Origin of the sequence: Phaeovulum veldkampii DSM 11550, assembly GCF_003034995.1 — a bacterium.
Taxonomy (GTDB): domain Bacteria; phylum Pseudomonadota; class Alphaproteobacteria; order Rhodobacterales; family Rhodobacteraceae; genus Phaeovulum; species Phaeovulum veldkampii.
This window is the reverse complement of the sequence record NZ_PZKF01000001.1, coordinates 102813-119308: the sequence shown is the minus strand read 5'-3', so window position 1 is coordinate 119308 and position 16496 is coordinate 102813. Positions and strand designations below refer to the sequence as shown.

Here is a 16496-nt window from a genome sequence, read left to right as displayed (position 1 = left end):
CAACACAGAACGGAGACAAGACATGGCAGCGCAGAACGGCAAGGATCTGCTTTTGAAGGTCGATCTGAATGGCTCCGGCCTGTTCGAGACGGTGGCGGGGCTTCGCGCAACGCGGATCAGCTTCAACGCGGAAACGGTGGATGTGACGAGCCTTGAATCGCAGGGCGGCTGGCGCGAGCTGCTGGCGGGGGCGGGGGTGAAATCGGCCTCGATCAGCGGTTCGGGCGTGTTTCGGGATGCGGTGACGGATGAACGCGCACGCCAGATATTTTTTGACGGTGAAACGCCTGGGTTTCAGATCATCATCCCAGATTTCGGCATCGTGCAGGGGCCGTTCCTGATTTCGTCGATCGATTATGCGGGCAGCCACAATGGCGAGGCGACCTATGAGATCAGCCTCGCCTCGGCGGGGCAGTTGAGCTTTACGGCGCTGTGATGGCGAACCCCTGGGCGGGTGAGGTGGAGGTCTGGCTGGATGGCCGGCGCCATGTGGCAAAGCTGACGCTGGGGGCGCTGGCCGAGTTGGAGGCCACGCTGGAGCCGGGCAGCCTGATTGATCTGGTGGAGCGGTTCGAAGGCGGGCGGTTTTCCACGCGCGACGTGCTGGCGCTGCTGGTCGCGGGGCTGCGCGGGGGTGGCTGGCAGGGCAGTGCCGAGGATATGCGCACGGTCGAGATTGGTGGCGGTCCGGTAGAGGCGGCGCGGCTGGCGGCGCAATTGCTGGCGCGCGCCTTCACGGTGCCGGGCGCCCCATGAGCGGGCTGGACTGGCCAGGGCTGATGCGGGGCGGACTGGTGGGGTTGCGGCTGCAGCCCGAGGAGTTCTGGCGGCTGACGCCCGCCGAACTGGCGCTGATGCTGGGGGCGTATGCGGGACCGGCACCGTTGACGCGCGCGCGGCTGGACGAACTGGCCGCGCGCTGGCCGGATCAGGCGAAAGGAGCGGAGAATGATCGAGGTGGACGGGCTGGACAGCTTGGGCCAGCAGGCGGCGGCGCTTGAGAAATCATTGGGCGGGGCCGAGGTGATGGCGGCGAGTTTCAACACCGAACTGGGCCGGATGCGGGAGAGTATGGTCTTTACCGGGCGCGAGGTGAGCCAGTTGTCAAACGGAATCGGGCGCGGGCTGCGCAGCGCCTTTGACGGGCTGATCTTTGACGGGATGAAGCTGTCGGAGGCGCTGAAAGGCGTGGCCGAGACGATGGCACAAAGCGTCTATTCGGTGGCGATGCGGCCGATCCAGAGCGCGCTGGGGGGGGCGATTGCCAACGGGCTGAACGGGCTTTTCAGCGGGGCCTTGCCTTTTGCGACGGGCGGGGCCTTTGCGCAGGGCCGCGTGATGCCCTTTGCCAAGGGGGGCGTCGTGGCGCAGGCCACGGCATTCCCGATGCGCGGCGGCACCGGCCTGATGGGCGAGGCGGGGCCGGAGGCGATCATGCCGCTGGCGCGCGGTGCTGACGGGCGGCTGGGGGTGCAGGCGGCGGGCGGGGGCCGGGCGATCAACGTGACGATGAATGTCACCACGCCCGACACCGCGGGTTTTGCCCGCAGCCAGGGCCAGATCGCGGCGCAACTGAGCCGCGCGCTGGCGCGGGGCGAGCGCAACCGCTGAGGAGACGAAAATGGCATTTCACGAAGTTCGATTTCCGGCGAACCTGAGTTTCGGCTCGGTCGGCGGCCCGGAGCGGCGCACCGAGATTGTGGCGCTGGCCTCGGGGCATGAGGAGCGCAACACGCCCTGGGCCCATTCACGCCGATATTACGACGCCGGACTGGGCTTGCGCAGTCTGGACGATGTCGAGGCGCTGATTGCTTTTTTCGAGGCGCGGGGCGGGCAGTTGCATGGCTTTCGCTGGAAGGACTGGTCGGATTGGAAATCCTGTCCGGCGTCGCGCGCGGTGGGCTGGGAAGATCAGCTCATTGGCATCGGAGATGGCCGAAGCACGGAGTTTGCGCTGTCCAAGATCTATGCTTCGGGCGGGGTCAGCTATACCCGGCCGATCACCAAGCCGGTGGCGGGAACGGTGCGGGTGGGGATTCAGGGCCATCATCAGAGCACGGATTCGGCATTTTCGGTGGATTGTGCCACCGGACTTGTGCAGTTCGCGGTGGCGCCGCCTCAGGGGGCGGTGGTGACGGCGGGCTATGAGTTCGACGTGCCGGTGCGGTTTGATACCGACCGGATTCAGGTGTCGGTCGCCTCGTTTCAGGCGGGCGACGTGCCGCAGGTTCCGGTGGTGGAGGTGCGGGTCTGATGGGCTATTGCGAGGCGTTGAAGGCGCATCTGGCGGCCGGCTGCACGACCTTGTGCCGGGTCTGGGCGGTGACGCGGCCCGATGGGCGGGTGCTGGGGTTCACCGACCATGACCGCGCGCTGGGCTTTGACGGGATCGACTTTCGCCCCGAGTCGGGGATGACGGCGCGGGCTTTGGCGCAGACCACCGGGCTTTCGGTGGACAACAGCGAGGCGGTGGGCGCGCTGAGCAGCGCCGCGATCACCGAGGCCGATATTCAGGCCGGGCGCTATGACGGGGCCGAGGTGCGCGCCTGGCTGGTGAACTGGGCCGATGTGGGGCAGCGGGCGTTGCTGTTTCGTGGTCATCTGGGCGAAATCCGCCGGGCAGAAGGGGCTTTTACCGCCGAGCTACGGGGGCTGGCCGAGGCGCTGGGGCGTGAGCAGGGCCGGATTTATCACCCGCGCTGTTCGGCCATTCTGGGGGACGCGGCCTGCCGGGTTGATCTGGCCCAGGCGGGCTACCTTGCCGAGGTGACGATCGAGACGGTGGCGGGCGGGCAGGTCTTTGGCTTTGCCAATCTGCGGGGGTTTGCTGACCGCTGGTTTGAAAAGGGCCGCTTCGATGTGTTGACGGGCGCTGCGGCGGGGCTGGTCGGGGTCGTCAAGAACGACCGGCTGGCGGCGGATGGCGAGCGCCGGATCGAGTTGTGGCAGGGGCTGCGCGCGCCGGTTTCGCCGGGCGACCGGGTGCGGATCAGCGCCGGTTGCGACCGGCGCGAAGAGACATGTCGGCTAAAGTTTGCAAACTTTCTGAACTTTCGTGGTTTTCCGCATCTGCCGGGCGAAGACTGGATGAGTTCCTACCCCGCCCGGACCGGCGGCAATGATGGCGGGAGGATGTCGCGATGATCGGGGAACGCGCCGCGGTCTTGGCCCGTGGCTGGATCGGGACGCCCTATCTGCATCAGCATTCGACAAAGGGCGCGGGCACCGACTGCCTTGGGCTTTTGCGCGGCGTCTGGCGAGAGTTGTATGGCGCCGAGCCGGAGCCGGTGCCCGCCTATACCGCCGACTGGTCAGAGCCTGCGCACGAGGAGCGGCTGTGGGCGGGGGCGCGGCGGCATCTGATCGCGCTGCCGGGGCGGGAGCCGGAGGCTGTGGGCGAGGTGCTGCTGTTCCGGATGCGCGACGGCGGGGTGGCCAAGCATCTGGGGCTGGTGGGGCAGGTCGGGCGGCAGGCCAGTTTCATTCACGCCTATTCGGGGCACGCGGTGGTGGAAAGCCCGCTTTCGGCTCCGTGGCGCCGCCGGATCGTGGCGCGGTTTCGGTTTCCGGAAGGGGCGATGTAATGGCGACGATAGTTCTTTCGGCGGTGGGGGCGGCGTTCGGGGCTGGCTTTGGCGGCACGATTCTGGGCCTGTCGGGGGCGGTGATCGGCCGTTCGGTCGGCGCGACCATAGGTCGGGCGATTGATCAGAGGTTGCTTGGGTCGGGTTCAGCCGCGGTGGAGACGGGGCGGATCGACCGGTTCCGTCTGACCGGGGCCAGCGAAGGTGCGCCCGTGGGGCGGATCTGGGGCCGGGTGCGGGTGGCCGGGCAGGTGATCTGGGCCACGCGCTTTGCCGAGAAAAAGACCACCAGCGGCGGTGGCAAGGGGGCGCCTAGCGGACCCAGCGTGACGCAATACAGCTATAGCGTCAGTTTGGCGGTGGCGCTGTGCGAGGGCGAGATCACCCGGCTGGGCCGGGTCTGGGCCGATGGCATCGAGTTGGAGACCGCGGGGTTGAACCTGCGGGTCTATTGTGGGTCGGAAGATCAGCTTCCAGACCCGAAGATCGAGGCGGTGGAGGGCGCGGGGCGGGCTCCGGCCTATCGCGGTATTGCCTATGTGGTGTTCGAGAACCTGCAACTGGAAAAGTTTGGCAACCGGGTGCCACAGCTGACATTTGAGGTGGTGCGCCCGGCGCAGGGGCCGCTGGTTGCGCCGGGGTCTGATCTGGGACGTGCGGTGCGCGCCGTGGCACTGATTCCGGGCACCGGGGAATATGCGTTGGCGACAACAGCGGTGCATTACGCCAAGGGCTTGGGCGAGAATGTCGCTGCCAATGTGCATTCGGCGGCGGGGGGGACCGACTTTGCCGTGGCGCTGCGGGCGCTGGACGAGGAATTGCCCGCCTGCGGGTCGGTCTCGCTGGTGGTGTCGTGGTTTGGTGATGATCTGCGCTGCGGGGCCTGCCGTATCCGGCCCAAGGTCGAGACGCGGGACCATGAGGGGCGGACCGGAAAGCGCGGGCTTTTCGGGTTGTTTGACAATGATATGGCCTGGCAGGCGGGGGGCATCTTGCGCCTCGAAGCCGACGAGGTGCCGCGGATCGAGGGACGGTCGGTCTATGGTGGGACGCCCTCGGATCAGTCGGTGCGAGAGGCGATTGCGGCGCTGAAGGCCGCGGGCAAGAGCGTGGTCTTTTACCCGTTCATCCTGATGGATCAGCTGGAGGGCAACGGTCTGCCCGACCCCTGGGGCGGGGCCGAGCAGGCGGCGCTGCCGTGGCGCGGGCGGATCACGCTGTCGGTTGCGCCGGGTCAGAGCGGCAGCCCCGACAGGAGCGCGACAGCGGCGGACGAGGTCGCGGCCTTTTTCGGGCAGGCGGCGCCCGACGATTTCAGCATCGAGGAGGGACGGCTGGTTTATGCTGGGCCGCCCGAATGGTCGCTGCGGCGCTTCGTGCTGCATTACGCCCATCTGTGTGCCATGGCGGGCGGGGTGGATGCGTTCTGCATCAGCTCGGAACTGGTCTCGCTGACGCGGGTGCGGGGCAGTGCCAACAGCTTTCCTGCGGTGGCTGCCCTGCGAGCGCTGGCGGCCGATGTGCGCGCCATTCTCGGCCCTGGCTGCAAGATTGGCTATGCTGCCGATTGGTCGGAATATTTCGGCGATCATCCGGGTAATGGCGAGGTGTTCTTTCATCTCGATCCGTTGTGGGCGGACGTCAATATCGACTTTATCGGCATCGACAATTACATGCCGCTGTCGGACTGGCGCGACGGCGACGACCACGCCGATGCGGGATGGGGTTCGATCTACGATCTGGATTATCTGAAGGCGAATATCGCGGGGGGGGAAGGCTACAGCTGGTATTACGCCGCGCCCGAGCACCGTGATGCGCAAATCCGCACGCCGATCCGTGATGGTGCCCATGGCGAGGACTGGATCTGGCGCTACAAGGATTTGCGCGGCTGGTGGGAGAATGTGCACCACGACCGGGTGGCGGGGGTGCGGGCGGCAGAGCCGACTGACTGGGTGCCGCGGTCAAAGCCGATCTGGTTCACCGAGATCGGCTGTGCCGCGGTTGACAAGGGCAGCAACCAGCCCAATCGGTTTCTGGACCCCAAAAGTTCGGAGTCCGGGCTGCCCCATTATTCCGACGGGCGGCGGGACGAGTTGATCCAGATGCAGTATCTGCGGGCCGTCATGGAATTCTGGGGGGAACCTGCCAACAACCCCGTGTCTGATCTTTATGGCGGGCCGATGGTGGACGCGATGCGCGCGCATGTATGGGCCTGGGACGCGCGACCCTATCCACAGTTTCCGGGGCTGACCGATGTCTGGTCGGATGGCGCGAATTACGCGCGCGGGCACTGGATTTCGGGGCGGGTGGGTGTGCAGCCTCTGGCCAATGTGGTGGCCGAAATCTGCGCTGCGGCGGGACTGCGCGACATCGACGTGTCGCGGCTGCACGGGCTGGTGCGAGGCTATGCGTTGCACGGCGGCGAAAGCGGGCGGGCGGCGTTGCAGGGGCTGATGCTGGCCTATGGCTTTGATGCAGCCGAGCGTGACGGCAAGATCGTGTTCCGCCTGCGCGACGGGCGCGCGGGTCTGCGGCTTGGCGCTGATGATCTGGCGCTGGGCGAGGGGCCGCGATTGCAGGCCGAGCGGGCGCCAGAGGCGGAGACGGCGGGGCGGGTCCGCCTCGCCTATGTCGGTGCCGAGGGCGATTATGAGGTGAGCGCGGTCGAGGCGGTCTTTCCCGACGAGGCAGGGGGCGATGCGGCGCAGTCTGAACTGCCGCTGGCGCTGACGCGGTCAGAGGCGCAGCGGATTGTGGAACGCTGGCTGTCGGAGGCGCGGGTGGCGCGCGACGGGGTGCGGTTTTCGCTGCCGCCTTCGCTGGGCCATATGGGCGCGGGTGATGTGCTTGAGCTGGACATGCCCGAGGCGCGCGGGCGCTATCGGATCGACCGGGCCGAACAGATGGGCGCGCTGGAGGTGGAGGCCGTCCGGGTAGAGCCTGCGATCTATCTGCCCTCGGACGAGGCCGAGGGGACGGCGGCGCTACGGCCCTTTGCGGCGCCGGTGCCGGTTTATCCGGTGTTTCTGGACCTGCCGCTGATGCGCGGAACCGAAGACCCCGCCGCGCCGCATCTGGCGGTTACCGCGCTGCCCTGGCCGGGGTCGGTGGCGGTTTATGCCGCCAGCGAGGATGCGGGCTATGGGCTGAACCGGCTGCTGAACCTGCGCGCCACGATCGGGGTCACGCAGGGGCCGCTTGTGGCGGCGCGGCCGGGGGTGTGGGATCGCGGCGTGCCGCTGCGGGTGGCGCTGAAGGCGGGCGCGCTGGAGTCGGTTTCCGAGGCGCGTCTGCTGGATGGGGCCAATGTGCTGGCGATCGGTGACGGGTCGTCCGACAGGTGGGAACTGATCCAGTTTGCCAGCGCTGTTCTGGTGGCGCCGGGGCTGTGGGAGATTGGTCAGCGGTTGCGCGGGCAGGCCGGCACCGATGGCATCATGCCCGAGGTCTGGCCTGCAGGCAGCACGGTGGTGCTGATCGACACCGCGCTGAGCCAGATCGACCTCGCGCCCGCCAATCGGGGGCTGGCGCGGCACTACCGGATTGGCCCGGCGGGGCGCAGCTATGACGACCCGTCCTATCTGCATCTGGAAGAAGCGTTTGCAGGGATCGGGCTGCGACCCTATGCGCCATGCCATCTGCGGTTGCGGCGCGAGGGGGGCGATTTGCGGGCCGATTGGGTGCGGCGCACACGGATCGACGGCGATAGCTGGGAAAGCCTTGAGGTGCCGCTGGGCGAAGCGCGCGAACGCTATCGGGTGCGGGTGATCGCGGAAGGCTTGATCCGGCGGGAGGTCGAGGTGACAAGCCCCGGCTGGACCTATTCGGCCGCGATGCAGGAAGCTGATGCGGTGACGGGGCCGTTCGAACTGAACGTCGCACAACTGTCCGATGCCTTTGGGGCCGGACCCTCTGCAAGGATCATGTTCAATGACTGAGACGAACCGATTGGGGCTGCCGCTGCTACAAGCGGCGCAGGCGCAAAAGCATGTGACCGTGAACGAGGCGCTGCTGCGGCTGGATGGAATGGTCAATCTGGTGCTGGCCTCGCGCAGCCTGACCACGCCGCCTGCAGTGGTGTTGGACGGAGCCTGCCATGGCGTGCCTGCGGGTGCGGTGAATGCCTGGGCCGGGCAGGGTGGGCGGATCGCGGTTGGCGCGGGTGGCGGCTGGATTTTCGTCACCCCGCAGGCAGGTTGGCGGGCCTTTGTCGCGGATGAAGGGCGTATGGCGATCCATTCCGGTGAGGGCTGGGTTCTCGGGGCGCTGACGCTGGGCGCCTCGGGGGCGGGGCTGATGGCGGGGCTGAGCGAGGTCGAGCATGCGATTACGCCCGGAGCCACATCGACCACGGGCTTTGTCATTCCGGGCGGGGCGATGGTGATCGGGGTGACGGCGCGGGTCAGCGCGGCGATCAGCGGCACGCTGGAAAGCTGGCAGTTGGGCAGTGTCGGGGCGCCGGATCGGTTCGGGTCGGGGCTGGGGGTTGGGCTGGGCTCTTGGGCGCGGGGAATGCTGTCGCAGCCGATGACATTTTGGGCACCCGAGCCGCTGGTTCTGACGGCGACGGGGGGGGAGTTCGCGGGAGGCCGGGTAAAGATCGCGGTGCATTATCTGGAGATCGGTCTGCCGGGGCTGTGAGGTGCGGCAGATCACTCTGGGCGATGTGACGGCCGTGGCGCGCGCGCTGATGCTCGTGCCCGGCCCTGCGCGGATCGCGCTGCTGGATTGGATGCTGGACGCGGCCGGGGCGGCGGACCGCTATCGCAAACGGCTGGGGCGAGTGCATCCACACTGGGGCAACGGGTCGCTGATGGCTGTGGCGCGGCGGGGTAGGCTGATGCCCGAGCCCTGGCTGACGGAGCCGGACTATCTGGACTGTCTGGGGCTGGTGATTGCCGCTTTGGCGCAGCGCGGGGCACGGCGGGCTTTTCCCCGCGTGCCCCTTCCGCTATCGCAGGGTTGGCCTATGTGATAGGGTGAAAGCTGATATCGGAGGGCGCGTCATGGCGGAAAAGAAGGCGAGACTGGCAGAGGTCGATCCGGTCTGGCGGCGGATCTGCGAGGAGGCCGAGGCCGCAGTGCGGGACGAGCCGCTTCTGGGGGCTTTGATCCATGCCGGTCTGCTGCACCATCCGACGATGGAACGCGCGCTGGCCTATCGGTTTTCGCTGAAGCTGGCCTCGGGCGAGATGAGCGAGCAGATCCTGCGCGAGATCGCCGACGAGGCCTATGGCAGCGATGCGGGGCTGGGGCAGGCGGGGCGTGCCGATCTGGTGGCGGTGTATGACCGTGATCCGGCCTGCCACCGCTATCTGCAGCCCATCCTGTTTTTTAAGGGATATCAGGCGCTTCAGGCCTATCGTGTGGCGCATTGGCTGTGGGGGCAGGGGCGCCGTGACATGGCCTATTTCGTGCAGATGCGCTCGTCCGAGATGTTCGGCGTCGATATTCACCCGGCCGCGCGGATTGGGCGCGGGGTGATGTTCGACCATGCCCATTCCATCGTGATCGGGGAAACGGCGGTTGTCGGCGACAATGTCTCGATGCTGCATTCGGTAACGCTGGGCGGCACCGGCAAAGAAGAAGAGGACCGCCACCCGAAGATCGGCGACGGGGTGCTGATCGGTGCAGGGGCCAAGGTTCTGGGCAATATCAAGGTGGGTGCGAACAGCCGCATTGCCGCGGGGTCGGTCGTGCTGGCCGATGTGCCATGCTGCAAGACAGTTGCCGGTGTGCCCGCGCGGATCGTGGGCGAGGCGGGCTGCGAACACCCCGCCGTCGAGATGGATCAACTGTTGCACGAGAGGGAGGGCTGAGGCTTTCCCCCCCCAACCGGCCTCATGCCGTCAGCGCGTCATAGGCCTCCAGCGCCTTGATGCCGTAGACCAGCGCCGGGCCGCCGCCCATCAGCACGCAGACATTGACGGTTTCGGCGATTTCGGCGCGGCTTGCCCCAGCCTCGATGCAGGATTGCACATGCGATGCGATGCAGCCGATGCACTGTCTGGAAATCCCGATCGCCAGCGCGATCAGTTCCTTGTGCCGGGTGTCCAGCGCGCCGGGTTCCAGCGCTGCATGATGCAAGGTGCCAAAGCCCGCCATGCTGGATTGCTGATCGCTGCCATAGCGGGCTAGGCCGGTGTCAAGCTCGGCGAGTTCTGCTTTCCAGTCCATTTTCCCTCCGGGATGTCGGTTCCGCTTCAGGCTAGCACCGTTACATCAGGGAGGCGTTGACACAGGTCATGACCCCGGACCGCACGCCCGAAGCCGGGCGCGCGGGGCAGGATCAGGCCAGCATGACCAACGGGTTTTCCAGAAGCCGCGTAATCTCGGCCAAAAGCTCCGCCCCCAACGCCCCGTCGATCACGCGATGATCGACCGAGAGCGTCAGCGTCATCGCCGTGGCAATACCGATCTGGTCGCCGGTGACAACGGGTTTTTTCACCCCCGCCCCCACAGCCAGAATGGCGCCATGAGGCGGGTTGATCACGGCATCGAAGCTGTCGATCCCCATCATCCCCAAGTTCGAGATCGCAAAGCTGCCGCCCTGATAGTCGGCCGGGGCCAGTTTGCGCGCGCGGGCGCGGGTGGCGAGATCCTTCATCTCAGCCGACAGCGCCGACAGTGTCTTTGTTTCGGCATCGCGCAGGACCGGCACGAACAGTCCCCCCTCGACCGCCACTGCAACCGCCACATCCGAGGCGCGCATCCGCAGGATGCAGTCGCCTGCCCAGACGGCATTGGCATCGGGCACTGCCTGAAGCGCGAGCGCGCAGGCCTTGATGATGAAATCATTGACCGACAGCTTGACGCCCCGCAGTTCAAGCTGGGTGTTCAGGCGTCCGCGCAGATCAAGCAGCGCATCCAGCCGCACCTCGCGGCGCAGGTAGAAATGCGGGATTGTCTGCTTGGCTTCGGTCAGGCGCGCAGCCACGGTGCGGCGCATCCCGTCGAGTGGGACTTCGGTGAAGGATCGGCCCTCATACAGCCGGGCGACCGAGGCCGCGTCAGGTGATTGCGGCGCGGTTGCCTGTGCCACCGCCGGTGCCGTGACCGATGCAGCGGGGGCAGCGGCGGGCGGGGGGGCGGCCGGGCGGCTTGCCTCGACATCGGCGCGGATGATCCGGCCATGTGGCCCCGATCCCGCGATCTGCGACAGATCAAGCCCCTTGTCGGCCGCGATCCGGCGCGCCAGCGGAGAGGCGAAGACCCGCGCCCGACTTGGGGCAGGCGGCGCCTTGGGGGCTGGTGCGGTGGGCATCGGCGTTGCCATCGCCGCGCGGGGCGCGACTGGCGCCGACATCGTTTCGCCCTCGACCGTCAGCATGGCGATGGGGGTGTTCACCTTCACCCCTGCCGTGCCCTCGGCCACCAGAAGTTTGCCGATCATACCGTCATCGGCGGCCTCGAACTCCATCGTGGCCTTGTCGGTTTCGATCTCGGCAATGATCTGGCCAGAGGTGACGCTGTCCCCCTCTTTCACCAGCCATTTCGCAAGCGTGCCTTCCTCCATCGTCGGAGACAGCGCGGGCATCAGAATTTCCACGGTGCGTTCTCCTTAGCGATAGGTGACGTGATGCACTGCGGCCACAACCTCGTCGGCTGTCAGAAGCGCCAGCTTTTCAAGGTTGGCCGCATAGGGCATCGGCACGTCTTTTCCGGTGCAGTTGATCACCGGAGCATCCAGATAGTCGAAGGCGCGCTGCATGATCACGGCAGACAGGTGGTTGCCGATCGAGCCCACGGGCCAGCCTTCTTCCACCGTCACGCAGCGGTTCGTCTTCATCACCGAGGCGATCACCGTGTCATAGTCGATCGGGCGCAGTGTGCGCAGGTCGATTACCTCGGCGCTGATGCCATCTTTGACCAGCTTGTCGGCGGCCTCCAGCGCATGGACCATGCCGATGCCAAAGCTGACCAGCGTCACGTCGCTGCCGGTGCGGCAGACCTTGGCCTTGCCGAAGGGGATGGTGAAATCCTCCAGCATTGGCACCTCGAAGCTGCGGCCGTAAAGGATTTCGTTTTCCAGAAAGATCACCGGGTTCGGGTCACGGATCGCCTGTTTCAGCAAGCCTTTGGCGTCGGCTGCCGAATAGGGCATCACCACCTTCAGCCCCGGCACCTGCGCGTACCATGCGGCGTAATCCTGGCTGTGCTGGGCGCCGACGCGCGCCGCAGCCCCGTTCGGGCCGCGAAACACGATCGGGCACCCCATCTGCCCGCCCGACATGTAAAGTGTTTTCGCAGCCGAGTTGATGATCTGGTCAATCGCCTGCATGGCAAAGTTGAAGGTCATGAATTCGACGATGGGTCGCAGCCCGCCAAAGGCCGCGCCCACGGCAATTCCGGCAAAGCCATGCTCGGTGATCGGCGTGTCGATCACCCGCTTGGCGCCGAACTGATCCAGCAGGCCTTGGCTGATCTTGTAGGCGCCCTGATATTCGCCAACCTCTTCGCCCATCAGGAACACATCGCCGTCGCGCGTCATTTCCTCTGACATCGCTTCGCGCAAAGCTTCGCGCACGGTCATCGTTTTCATCGGCGTGCCCGCGGGCCAGTCGGGGCTGGTGTCGGGCGCGCTTGTGGGGGCAGAGGCCGCAGCAGCCACGGGCGCTGCCGCGCGCGCCGGTGCAGGCGCTGCGGCGGAGGCGGGGGCTGCGGCGGAGGCTGCGGTTACGGCACCTGCCTCGTCATTCGCCATCACCGCGATGGGGGTGTTCACCTTCACCCCCGCCGTGCCCTCGGCCACCAGCAGTTTGCAGATCACGCCGTCATCGACCGCCTCGAATTCCATCGTGGCCTTGTCGGTCTCGATCTCGGCGAGGATCTGGCCGGATTTCACCGTTTCACCCTCTTTCACCAGCCATTTTGCCAGCGTGCCCTCTTCCATCGTGGGCGAAAGCGCGGGCATCAGAATTTCAACTGCCATCGTTCAATCCCCTCAGGCGTAGATGTCGGTCCAAAGCTCGGCCTCGGCCGGCTCGGGGCTTTCGCGGGCGAAATCGGCGGCGGCGCTGACCACGGCCTTGACCTCGCGGTCGATTGCCTTGAGGTCATCATCGGTGGCATGGCCTCCGGTCAGCAGCAATTCGCGCACATGTTCGATCGCATCGCGTTCGTCGCGCATCTTTTGCACTTCTTCGCGGCTGCGGTATTTGGCCGGGTCCGACATCGAATGACCGCGATAACGATAGGTCATGATTTCAAGGATATAAGGCCCCTTGCCGGATCGCGCATGGGCCACCGCCCGCTGCCCCGCCGCGCGCACCGCCAGCACATCCATCCCGTCCACTTCTTCGCCGGGGATGCCGTAGGCGGCGCCGCGCCCCCAAAGCGTGGTCGATTTGGTCGAGCGTTTCACGCTTGTGCCCATTGCATACTGGTTGTTTTCGATCACAAAGATCACCGGCAACTGCCACAGCTCGGCCATGTTGTAGGTCTCGTAGACCTGGCCCTGGTTGGCCGCGCCATCGCCGAAATAGGCAAATGTCACCCGGCCGTTGCCCTTGTATTTGTCGGCAAAAGCCAGACCCGCCCCCAGCGGCACCTGCGCCCCGACGATCCCGTGGCCGCCGTAGAAATGGCGCTCCTTCGAGAACATATGCATTGAGCCGCCCTTGCCCTTCGACAAGCCGCCCGCGCGCCCCGTCAGTTCTGCCATCACTCCGTTGGGGTCCAGCCCCGCGGCCAGCATATGGCCGTGGTCGCGGTAGGAGGTGATCCGCTTGTCGCCCTCTTCGGCGACCGACTCCAGCCCCACAACCACCGCTTCCTGCCCGATATACAGGTGGCAGAACCCGCCGATCAGGCCCATGCCATACAACTGGCCCGCCTTTTCCTCGAACCGGCGGATCAACAGCATCTCGTGGTAGAAATGCAAAAGATCGTCCTTCGACACATTGGGCCGGTCGGCCGGTCGGTCGGCGGGCTTGCCGCCGGTATCTTTGCGCGCAGCCATGGGCATCCTCCGTTGCCTCGGGTAGTTCAGCGTTAAACTATTCCGGGCGCGCGGCAGGGGCAAGAGCCTTCAGCGGATCACGATCTCATCGGCGCGGATCGTGCCCAGCACCTCGCGGGCGCGTTCGTCCAGCAGGTCAAGGTCCAGATACTCGTCCGACAGGCGGTGGGTCAGGTTGGTCATCCGCTCCACCTCGGCCTGCAACGCCGCGCGTTCACGCTCCAGCGCCGCAATCTCGGCCTCGATCTCGACACGGCGGAACACCCCCGACGACCCCTGCACCGCGGCAAAGGTGAAATAGCTGCCCGCCAGAAGCGCAAGCCCCACGATGATGACAGGCCCGAAGGCTGGCCGATTGCGCGTCATGAAAAGCCGCCCTTACCCCGCGCCGCCTCATCGGGGCGCCTTTGCGGTCAACATGCCACAGTGCCGGGGGGCGGCGGAACCCCGGTGCCATGAAAAAGCCCGCCCTGTTGCAGACGGGCCTCTTCTTGTCTTTCGGTCAAAGACTCAGGCGGTCATCAACGCGGCCACGCCGGGCAGTTCCTTGCCTTCCATCCATTCCAGGAAAGCGCCGCCCGCGGTCGAGATGTAGGTGAAGTCGTCGGCCGCGCCCGCCTTGTTCAGCGCCGCCACCGTATCGCCGCCACCTGCAACCGAGATCAGTTTGCCCGCGCGGGTCAGTGCCGCCGCTGTGGCCGCCGCCGCGTTGGTCGCCGCATCGAAGGGCGCGATTTCGAACGCGCCCAGCGGGCCGTTCCAGATCAGAGTTTTCGAAGCTTCAAACACTTTGGCCACCGCCGCAACCGTTGCCGGCCCGGCGTCAAGGATCATCGCATCCGCCGGGCAGGCATTGGCGGCTACCGTTTCATTGTCCGCCCCCGCCTTGAACTCGCGCGCCACCACCACATCGACCGGCAAGTGAATGGTGCAACCCGCTGCCTTGGCTTTCTCCAGAATCTCGCGCGCAGTGTCGGCCATGTCGCGTTCGGCCAGCGATTTGCCGACTTCGATCCCCTGCGCCACCAGGAAGGTGTTGGCCATGCCGCCGCCGATCACCAGATGATCGACCTTGCCAACAAGGTTGCCCAGCAAATCCAGCTTGGTGGATACCTTGGCGCCGCCCACCACTGCCGTTACCGGTCGCGCCGGGTTGCCCAAAGCGGCCTCCAGCGCCTTCAGTTCGGCCTCCATCAACCGCCCCGCCGCGGCGGGCATCAGGCGTGCGATCCCCTCGGTCGAGGCATGGGCGCGGTGCGCCGCCGAAAAGGCGTCGTTCACATAGATCTCGCCCAGCGCCGCCATCGAGGCAGCCAGTTCGGGGTCGTTCTTTTCCTCGCCGGCGTGGAAGCGGGTGTTCTCCAGCAGCAAAACCTCGCCCTGTGCCAGCGCAGCCACGGCTTTCTTGGCCGGGGCGCCGATGCAATCCTCGGCAAAGCGCACCGGAGCGCCCAACGCCTTTTCGATTTCCGGTGCCAGCGCGGCAAGGCTCATCTCGGGGACGGGCGTGCCCTTGGGGCGGCCGAAATGCGCCAGCAGAACCGGCTTGCCACCCTTGGCCAGAATATCTTTCAGCGTCGGCACGATCTTTTCGATCCGGGTGGCATCGGTAACGCGGCCGTTCTCCACCGGCACGTTGATATCCACCCGCACCAGAACGGCTTTTCCGGCCATGTCGATATCGTCAATCGTCTTCCAGCCCATGTCTCTCTCCCTATAGAGTTGCGGCGGCGACCTTGACCTGCAAATGCCGCTTTCGTCAACCGGATGCGGCGCTTTGCCCTTTCCTTGCCCGGCCCTCTGGCTTAGGTTTCTGACCAAATTTCAGGAGGCTTGCATGACCGATCTCAAAGACCCGGAAAACACCATCATCATCACGCTCAAGGATGGCCCCGTCGTCATTGAACTGCTGCCCGCCGTGGCGCCCAAGCATTCCGAGCGGATGAAGGAACTGGCCCGTGCCGGGGCCTATGACAACGTGGCCTTCCACCGCGTGATCGAGGGTTTCATGGCGCAGACCGGCGACGTGGAAAACGCCAATATGGAAAAAGGCTACAACGCCCGCCGCGCGGGCACCGGCGGCTCAAGCCTGCCTGATCTGCCGGCCGAGTTTTCCAAACTGCCGCACGACCGCGGCACGCTGGGCGCGGCGCGCAGCCAGAACCCGAACTCGGCCAACAGCCAGTTCTTCATCAACTTCAAGGACAACCACTTCCTGAACGGGCAATATACCGTGTATGGCCGGGTCATTTCGGGCATGGAGCATGTGGACAAGATCGCCCGCGGCGAGCCGCCGGTGAACCCGGACCGGATGATCAGCGTGCGGGTGGCCGCCGATGTCTGAGCGGGTCTTTGCGCTGGCGCTGGCCGCAGGGCTGGCGCTGACCGGGGGTGCCCTGGCCGAAACCGGCTCTGGCGTGGTGGACGGGCCGGGGCCGAACCTGGTGCTTGAGGTCGCGGGTGCTGCGCAGGGCCGGGTGGTAATCGACCTGCTGCCCGATGTGGCCCCCAGACATGTCGAACAGATCACGGCGCTGGCCGCCGAGGGCGCCTATGACGAGGTGGTGTTTCACCGCGTGATCGAAGGCTTCATGGCGCAAACCGGCGATGTGCAGTTTGGCAAGCGCGCGGGCGATCTGTCCCTGGCGGGGATGGGCGGATCGCAGCGCCCCGATCTGCCGGCAGAGTTTTCCAACCGCGCCTTTGTGCGTGGCATGGTCGGCATGGCCCGCAGCCAGTCGCCCGATTCGGCCAATAGCCAGTTCTTTATCATGTTCGATGAGGCGCCCTATCTGGACGGGCAATACACCATCGTTGGCCATGTCGTCGAAGGGATGGATGTGGTCGATGCGATCAAGAAGGGTGATCAGCGCCAGAATGGCCTGGTTGCAGACCCCGACTACATTCAGCGCGCGACAGTCGAGTGAGGCAGCCGGGGGGCGCTGCCCCCC

At 66.2% G+C, this 16496-nt stretch carries 19 protein-coding genes; 13 read left to right on the top strand and 6 right to left on the bottom strand.

Features of this window, described 5'->3' with window-relative positions:
- The first annotated feature begins 22 nt into the window (after window positions 1–22).
- Genes C5F46_RS00580 through cysE form a run of 11 tightly spaced genes read left to right on the top strand, consistent with a single transcriptional unit; the run spans window position 23 to window position 9403 of the window.
- Window positions 23–436: a phage major tail protein, TP901-1 family gene (locus tag C5F46_RS00580; protein ID WP_107323412.1), complete on the top strand. Its 414-nt coding sequence runs from the start codon at window positions 23–25 to the stop codon at window positions 434–436.
- Complete coding sequence (locus C5F46_RS00575; RefSeq protein WP_107323411.1) at window positions 436–756, top strand: gene transfer agent family protein; 321 nt, start codon at window positions 436–438, stop codon at window positions 754–756. Before C5F46_RS00580 ends, C5F46_RS00575 begins: the two co-directional genes overlap by 1 nt.
- Window positions 753–1001 carry a rcc01693 family protein gene (locus tag C5F46_RS00570; RefSeq protein ID WP_107323410.1) on the top strand — a complete coding sequence of 83 codons (249 nt, stop codon included), beginning with the start codon at window positions 753–755 and terminating at the stop codon, window positions 999–1001. The genes C5F46_RS00575 and C5F46_RS00570 overlap by 4 nt, the downstream gene beginning before the upstream one ends.
- Window positions 949–1611 (top strand): phage tail tape measure protein, encoded by a 663-nt coding sequence (locus C5F46_RS00565; protein ID WP_107323409.1) that lies wholly within the window; start codon window positions 949–951, stop codon window positions 1609–1611. The genes C5F46_RS00570 and C5F46_RS00565 overlap by 53 nt, the downstream gene beginning before the upstream one ends.
- Window positions 1612–1621: 10 nt before the next feature.
- Window positions 1622–2254 carry a DUF2460 domain-containing protein gene (locus C5F46_RS00560; protein ID WP_107323408.1) on the top strand — a complete coding sequence of 211 codons (633 nt, stop codon included), beginning with the start codon at window positions 1622–1624 and terminating at the stop codon, window positions 2252–2254.
- A complete protein-coding gene (locus C5F46_RS00555) occupies window positions 2254–3144 on the top strand; it encodes a DUF2163 domain-containing protein (protein WP_107323407.1) in 891 nt (296 codons plus the stop codon). The genes C5F46_RS00560 and C5F46_RS00555 overlap by 1 nt, the downstream gene beginning before the upstream one ends.
- Window positions 3141–3584 (top strand): C40 family peptidase, encoded by a 444-nt coding sequence (locus C5F46_RS00550; RefSeq protein WP_107323406.1) that lies wholly within the window; start codon window positions 3141–3143, stop codon window positions 3582–3584. Before C5F46_RS00555 ends, C5F46_RS00550 begins: the two co-directional genes overlap by 4 nt.
- Window positions 3584–7522, top strand: coding sequence for a baseplate multidomain protein megatron (locus C5F46_RS00545; RefSeq protein WP_107323405.1), 3939 nt, complete (start codon window positions 3584–3586; stop codon window positions 7520–7522). The genes C5F46_RS00550 and C5F46_RS00545 overlap by 1 nt, the downstream gene beginning before the upstream one ends.
- On the top strand, window positions 7515–8225 hold the full coding sequence (locus C5F46_RS00540) for a DUF2793 domain-containing protein (protein WP_107323404.1): 711 nt from the start codon (window positions 7515–7517) through the stop codon (window positions 8223–8225). The genes C5F46_RS00545 and C5F46_RS00540 overlap by 8 nt, the downstream gene beginning before the upstream one ends.
- A gap of 1 nt (window position 8226) precedes the next feature.
- On the top strand, window positions 8227–8559 hold the full coding sequence (locus C5F46_RS00535) for a DUF7742 family protein (RefSeq protein WP_107323403.1): 333 nt from the start codon (window positions 8227–8229) through the stop codon (window positions 8557–8559).
- Window positions 8560–8590: 31 nt separating this feature from the next.
- On the top strand, window positions 8591–9403 hold the full coding sequence (gene cysE, locus C5F46_RS00530; protein WP_107323402.1) for a serine O-acetyltransferase: 813 nt from the start codon (window positions 8591–8593) through the stop codon (window positions 9401–9403).
- A 22-nt stretch (window positions 9404–9425) separates the two neighbouring features.
- Here the strand turns inward: cysE and C5F46_RS00525 are convergent, their stop codons facing one another.
- From C5F46_RS00525 to C5F46_RS00500, 6 genes are all read right to left on the bottom strand, one after another.
- A complete protein-coding gene (locus C5F46_RS00525) occupies window positions 9426–9761 on the bottom strand; it encodes a carboxymuconolactone decarboxylase family protein (protein ID WP_201161545.1) in 336 nt (111 codons plus the stop codon).
- Between the two features lie 112 nt (window positions 9762–9873).
- The gene (locus tag C5F46_RS00520) at window positions 9874–11121 is read right to left on the bottom strand and encodes a 2-oxo acid dehydrogenase subunit E2 (RefSeq protein WP_107323482.1); all 1248 of its coding nucleotides are present in this window, start codon (window positions 11119–11121) and stop codon (window positions 9874–9876) included.
- Window positions 11122–11145: 24 nt separating this feature from the next.
- Window positions 11146–12516 (bottom strand): pyruvate dehydrogenase complex E1 component subunit beta, encoded by a 1371-nt coding sequence (locus tag C5F46_RS00515; protein ID WP_107323401.1) that lies wholly within the window; start codon window positions 12514–12516, stop codon window positions 11146–11148.
- Window positions 12517–12528: 12 nt separating this feature from the next.
- Window positions 12529–13545, bottom strand: a complete 1017-nt coding sequence (gene pdhA, locus C5F46_RS00510; protein WP_107323400.1) for a pyruvate dehydrogenase (acetyl-transferring) E1 component subunit alpha — start codon at window positions 13543–13545, stop codon at window positions 12529–12531.
- Between the two features lie 69 nt (window positions 13546–13614).
- Window positions 13615–13911: an FtsB family cell division protein gene (locus C5F46_RS00505; protein ID WP_107323399.1), complete on the bottom strand. Its 297-nt coding sequence runs from the start codon at window positions 13909–13911 to the stop codon at window positions 13615–13617.
- 144 nt (window positions 13912–14055) lie between these two features.
- Window positions 14056–15249: a phosphoglycerate kinase gene (locus C5F46_RS00500; protein WP_107323398.1), complete on the bottom strand. Its 1194-nt coding sequence runs from the start codon at window positions 15247–15249 to the stop codon at window positions 14056–14058.
- Window positions 15250–15382: 133 nt separating this feature from the next.
- On the opposite strand from C5F46_RS00500, the gene C5F46_RS00495 reads away from it, so the two are divergent.
- Together C5F46_RS00495 and C5F46_RS00490 are read left to right on the top strand one after the other, a co-directional pair.
- Window positions 15383–15889 (top strand): peptidylprolyl isomerase, encoded by a 507-nt coding sequence (locus tag C5F46_RS00495; RefSeq protein ID WP_107323397.1) that lies wholly within the window; start codon window positions 15383–15385, stop codon window positions 15887–15889.
- A complete protein-coding gene (locus tag C5F46_RS00490; protein WP_107323396.1) occupies window positions 15882–16472 on the top strand; it encodes a peptidylprolyl isomerase in 591 nt (196 codons plus the stop codon). The genes C5F46_RS00495 and C5F46_RS00490 overlap by 8 nt, the downstream gene beginning before the upstream one ends.
- Window positions 16473–16496 lie beyond the last annotated feature (24 nt).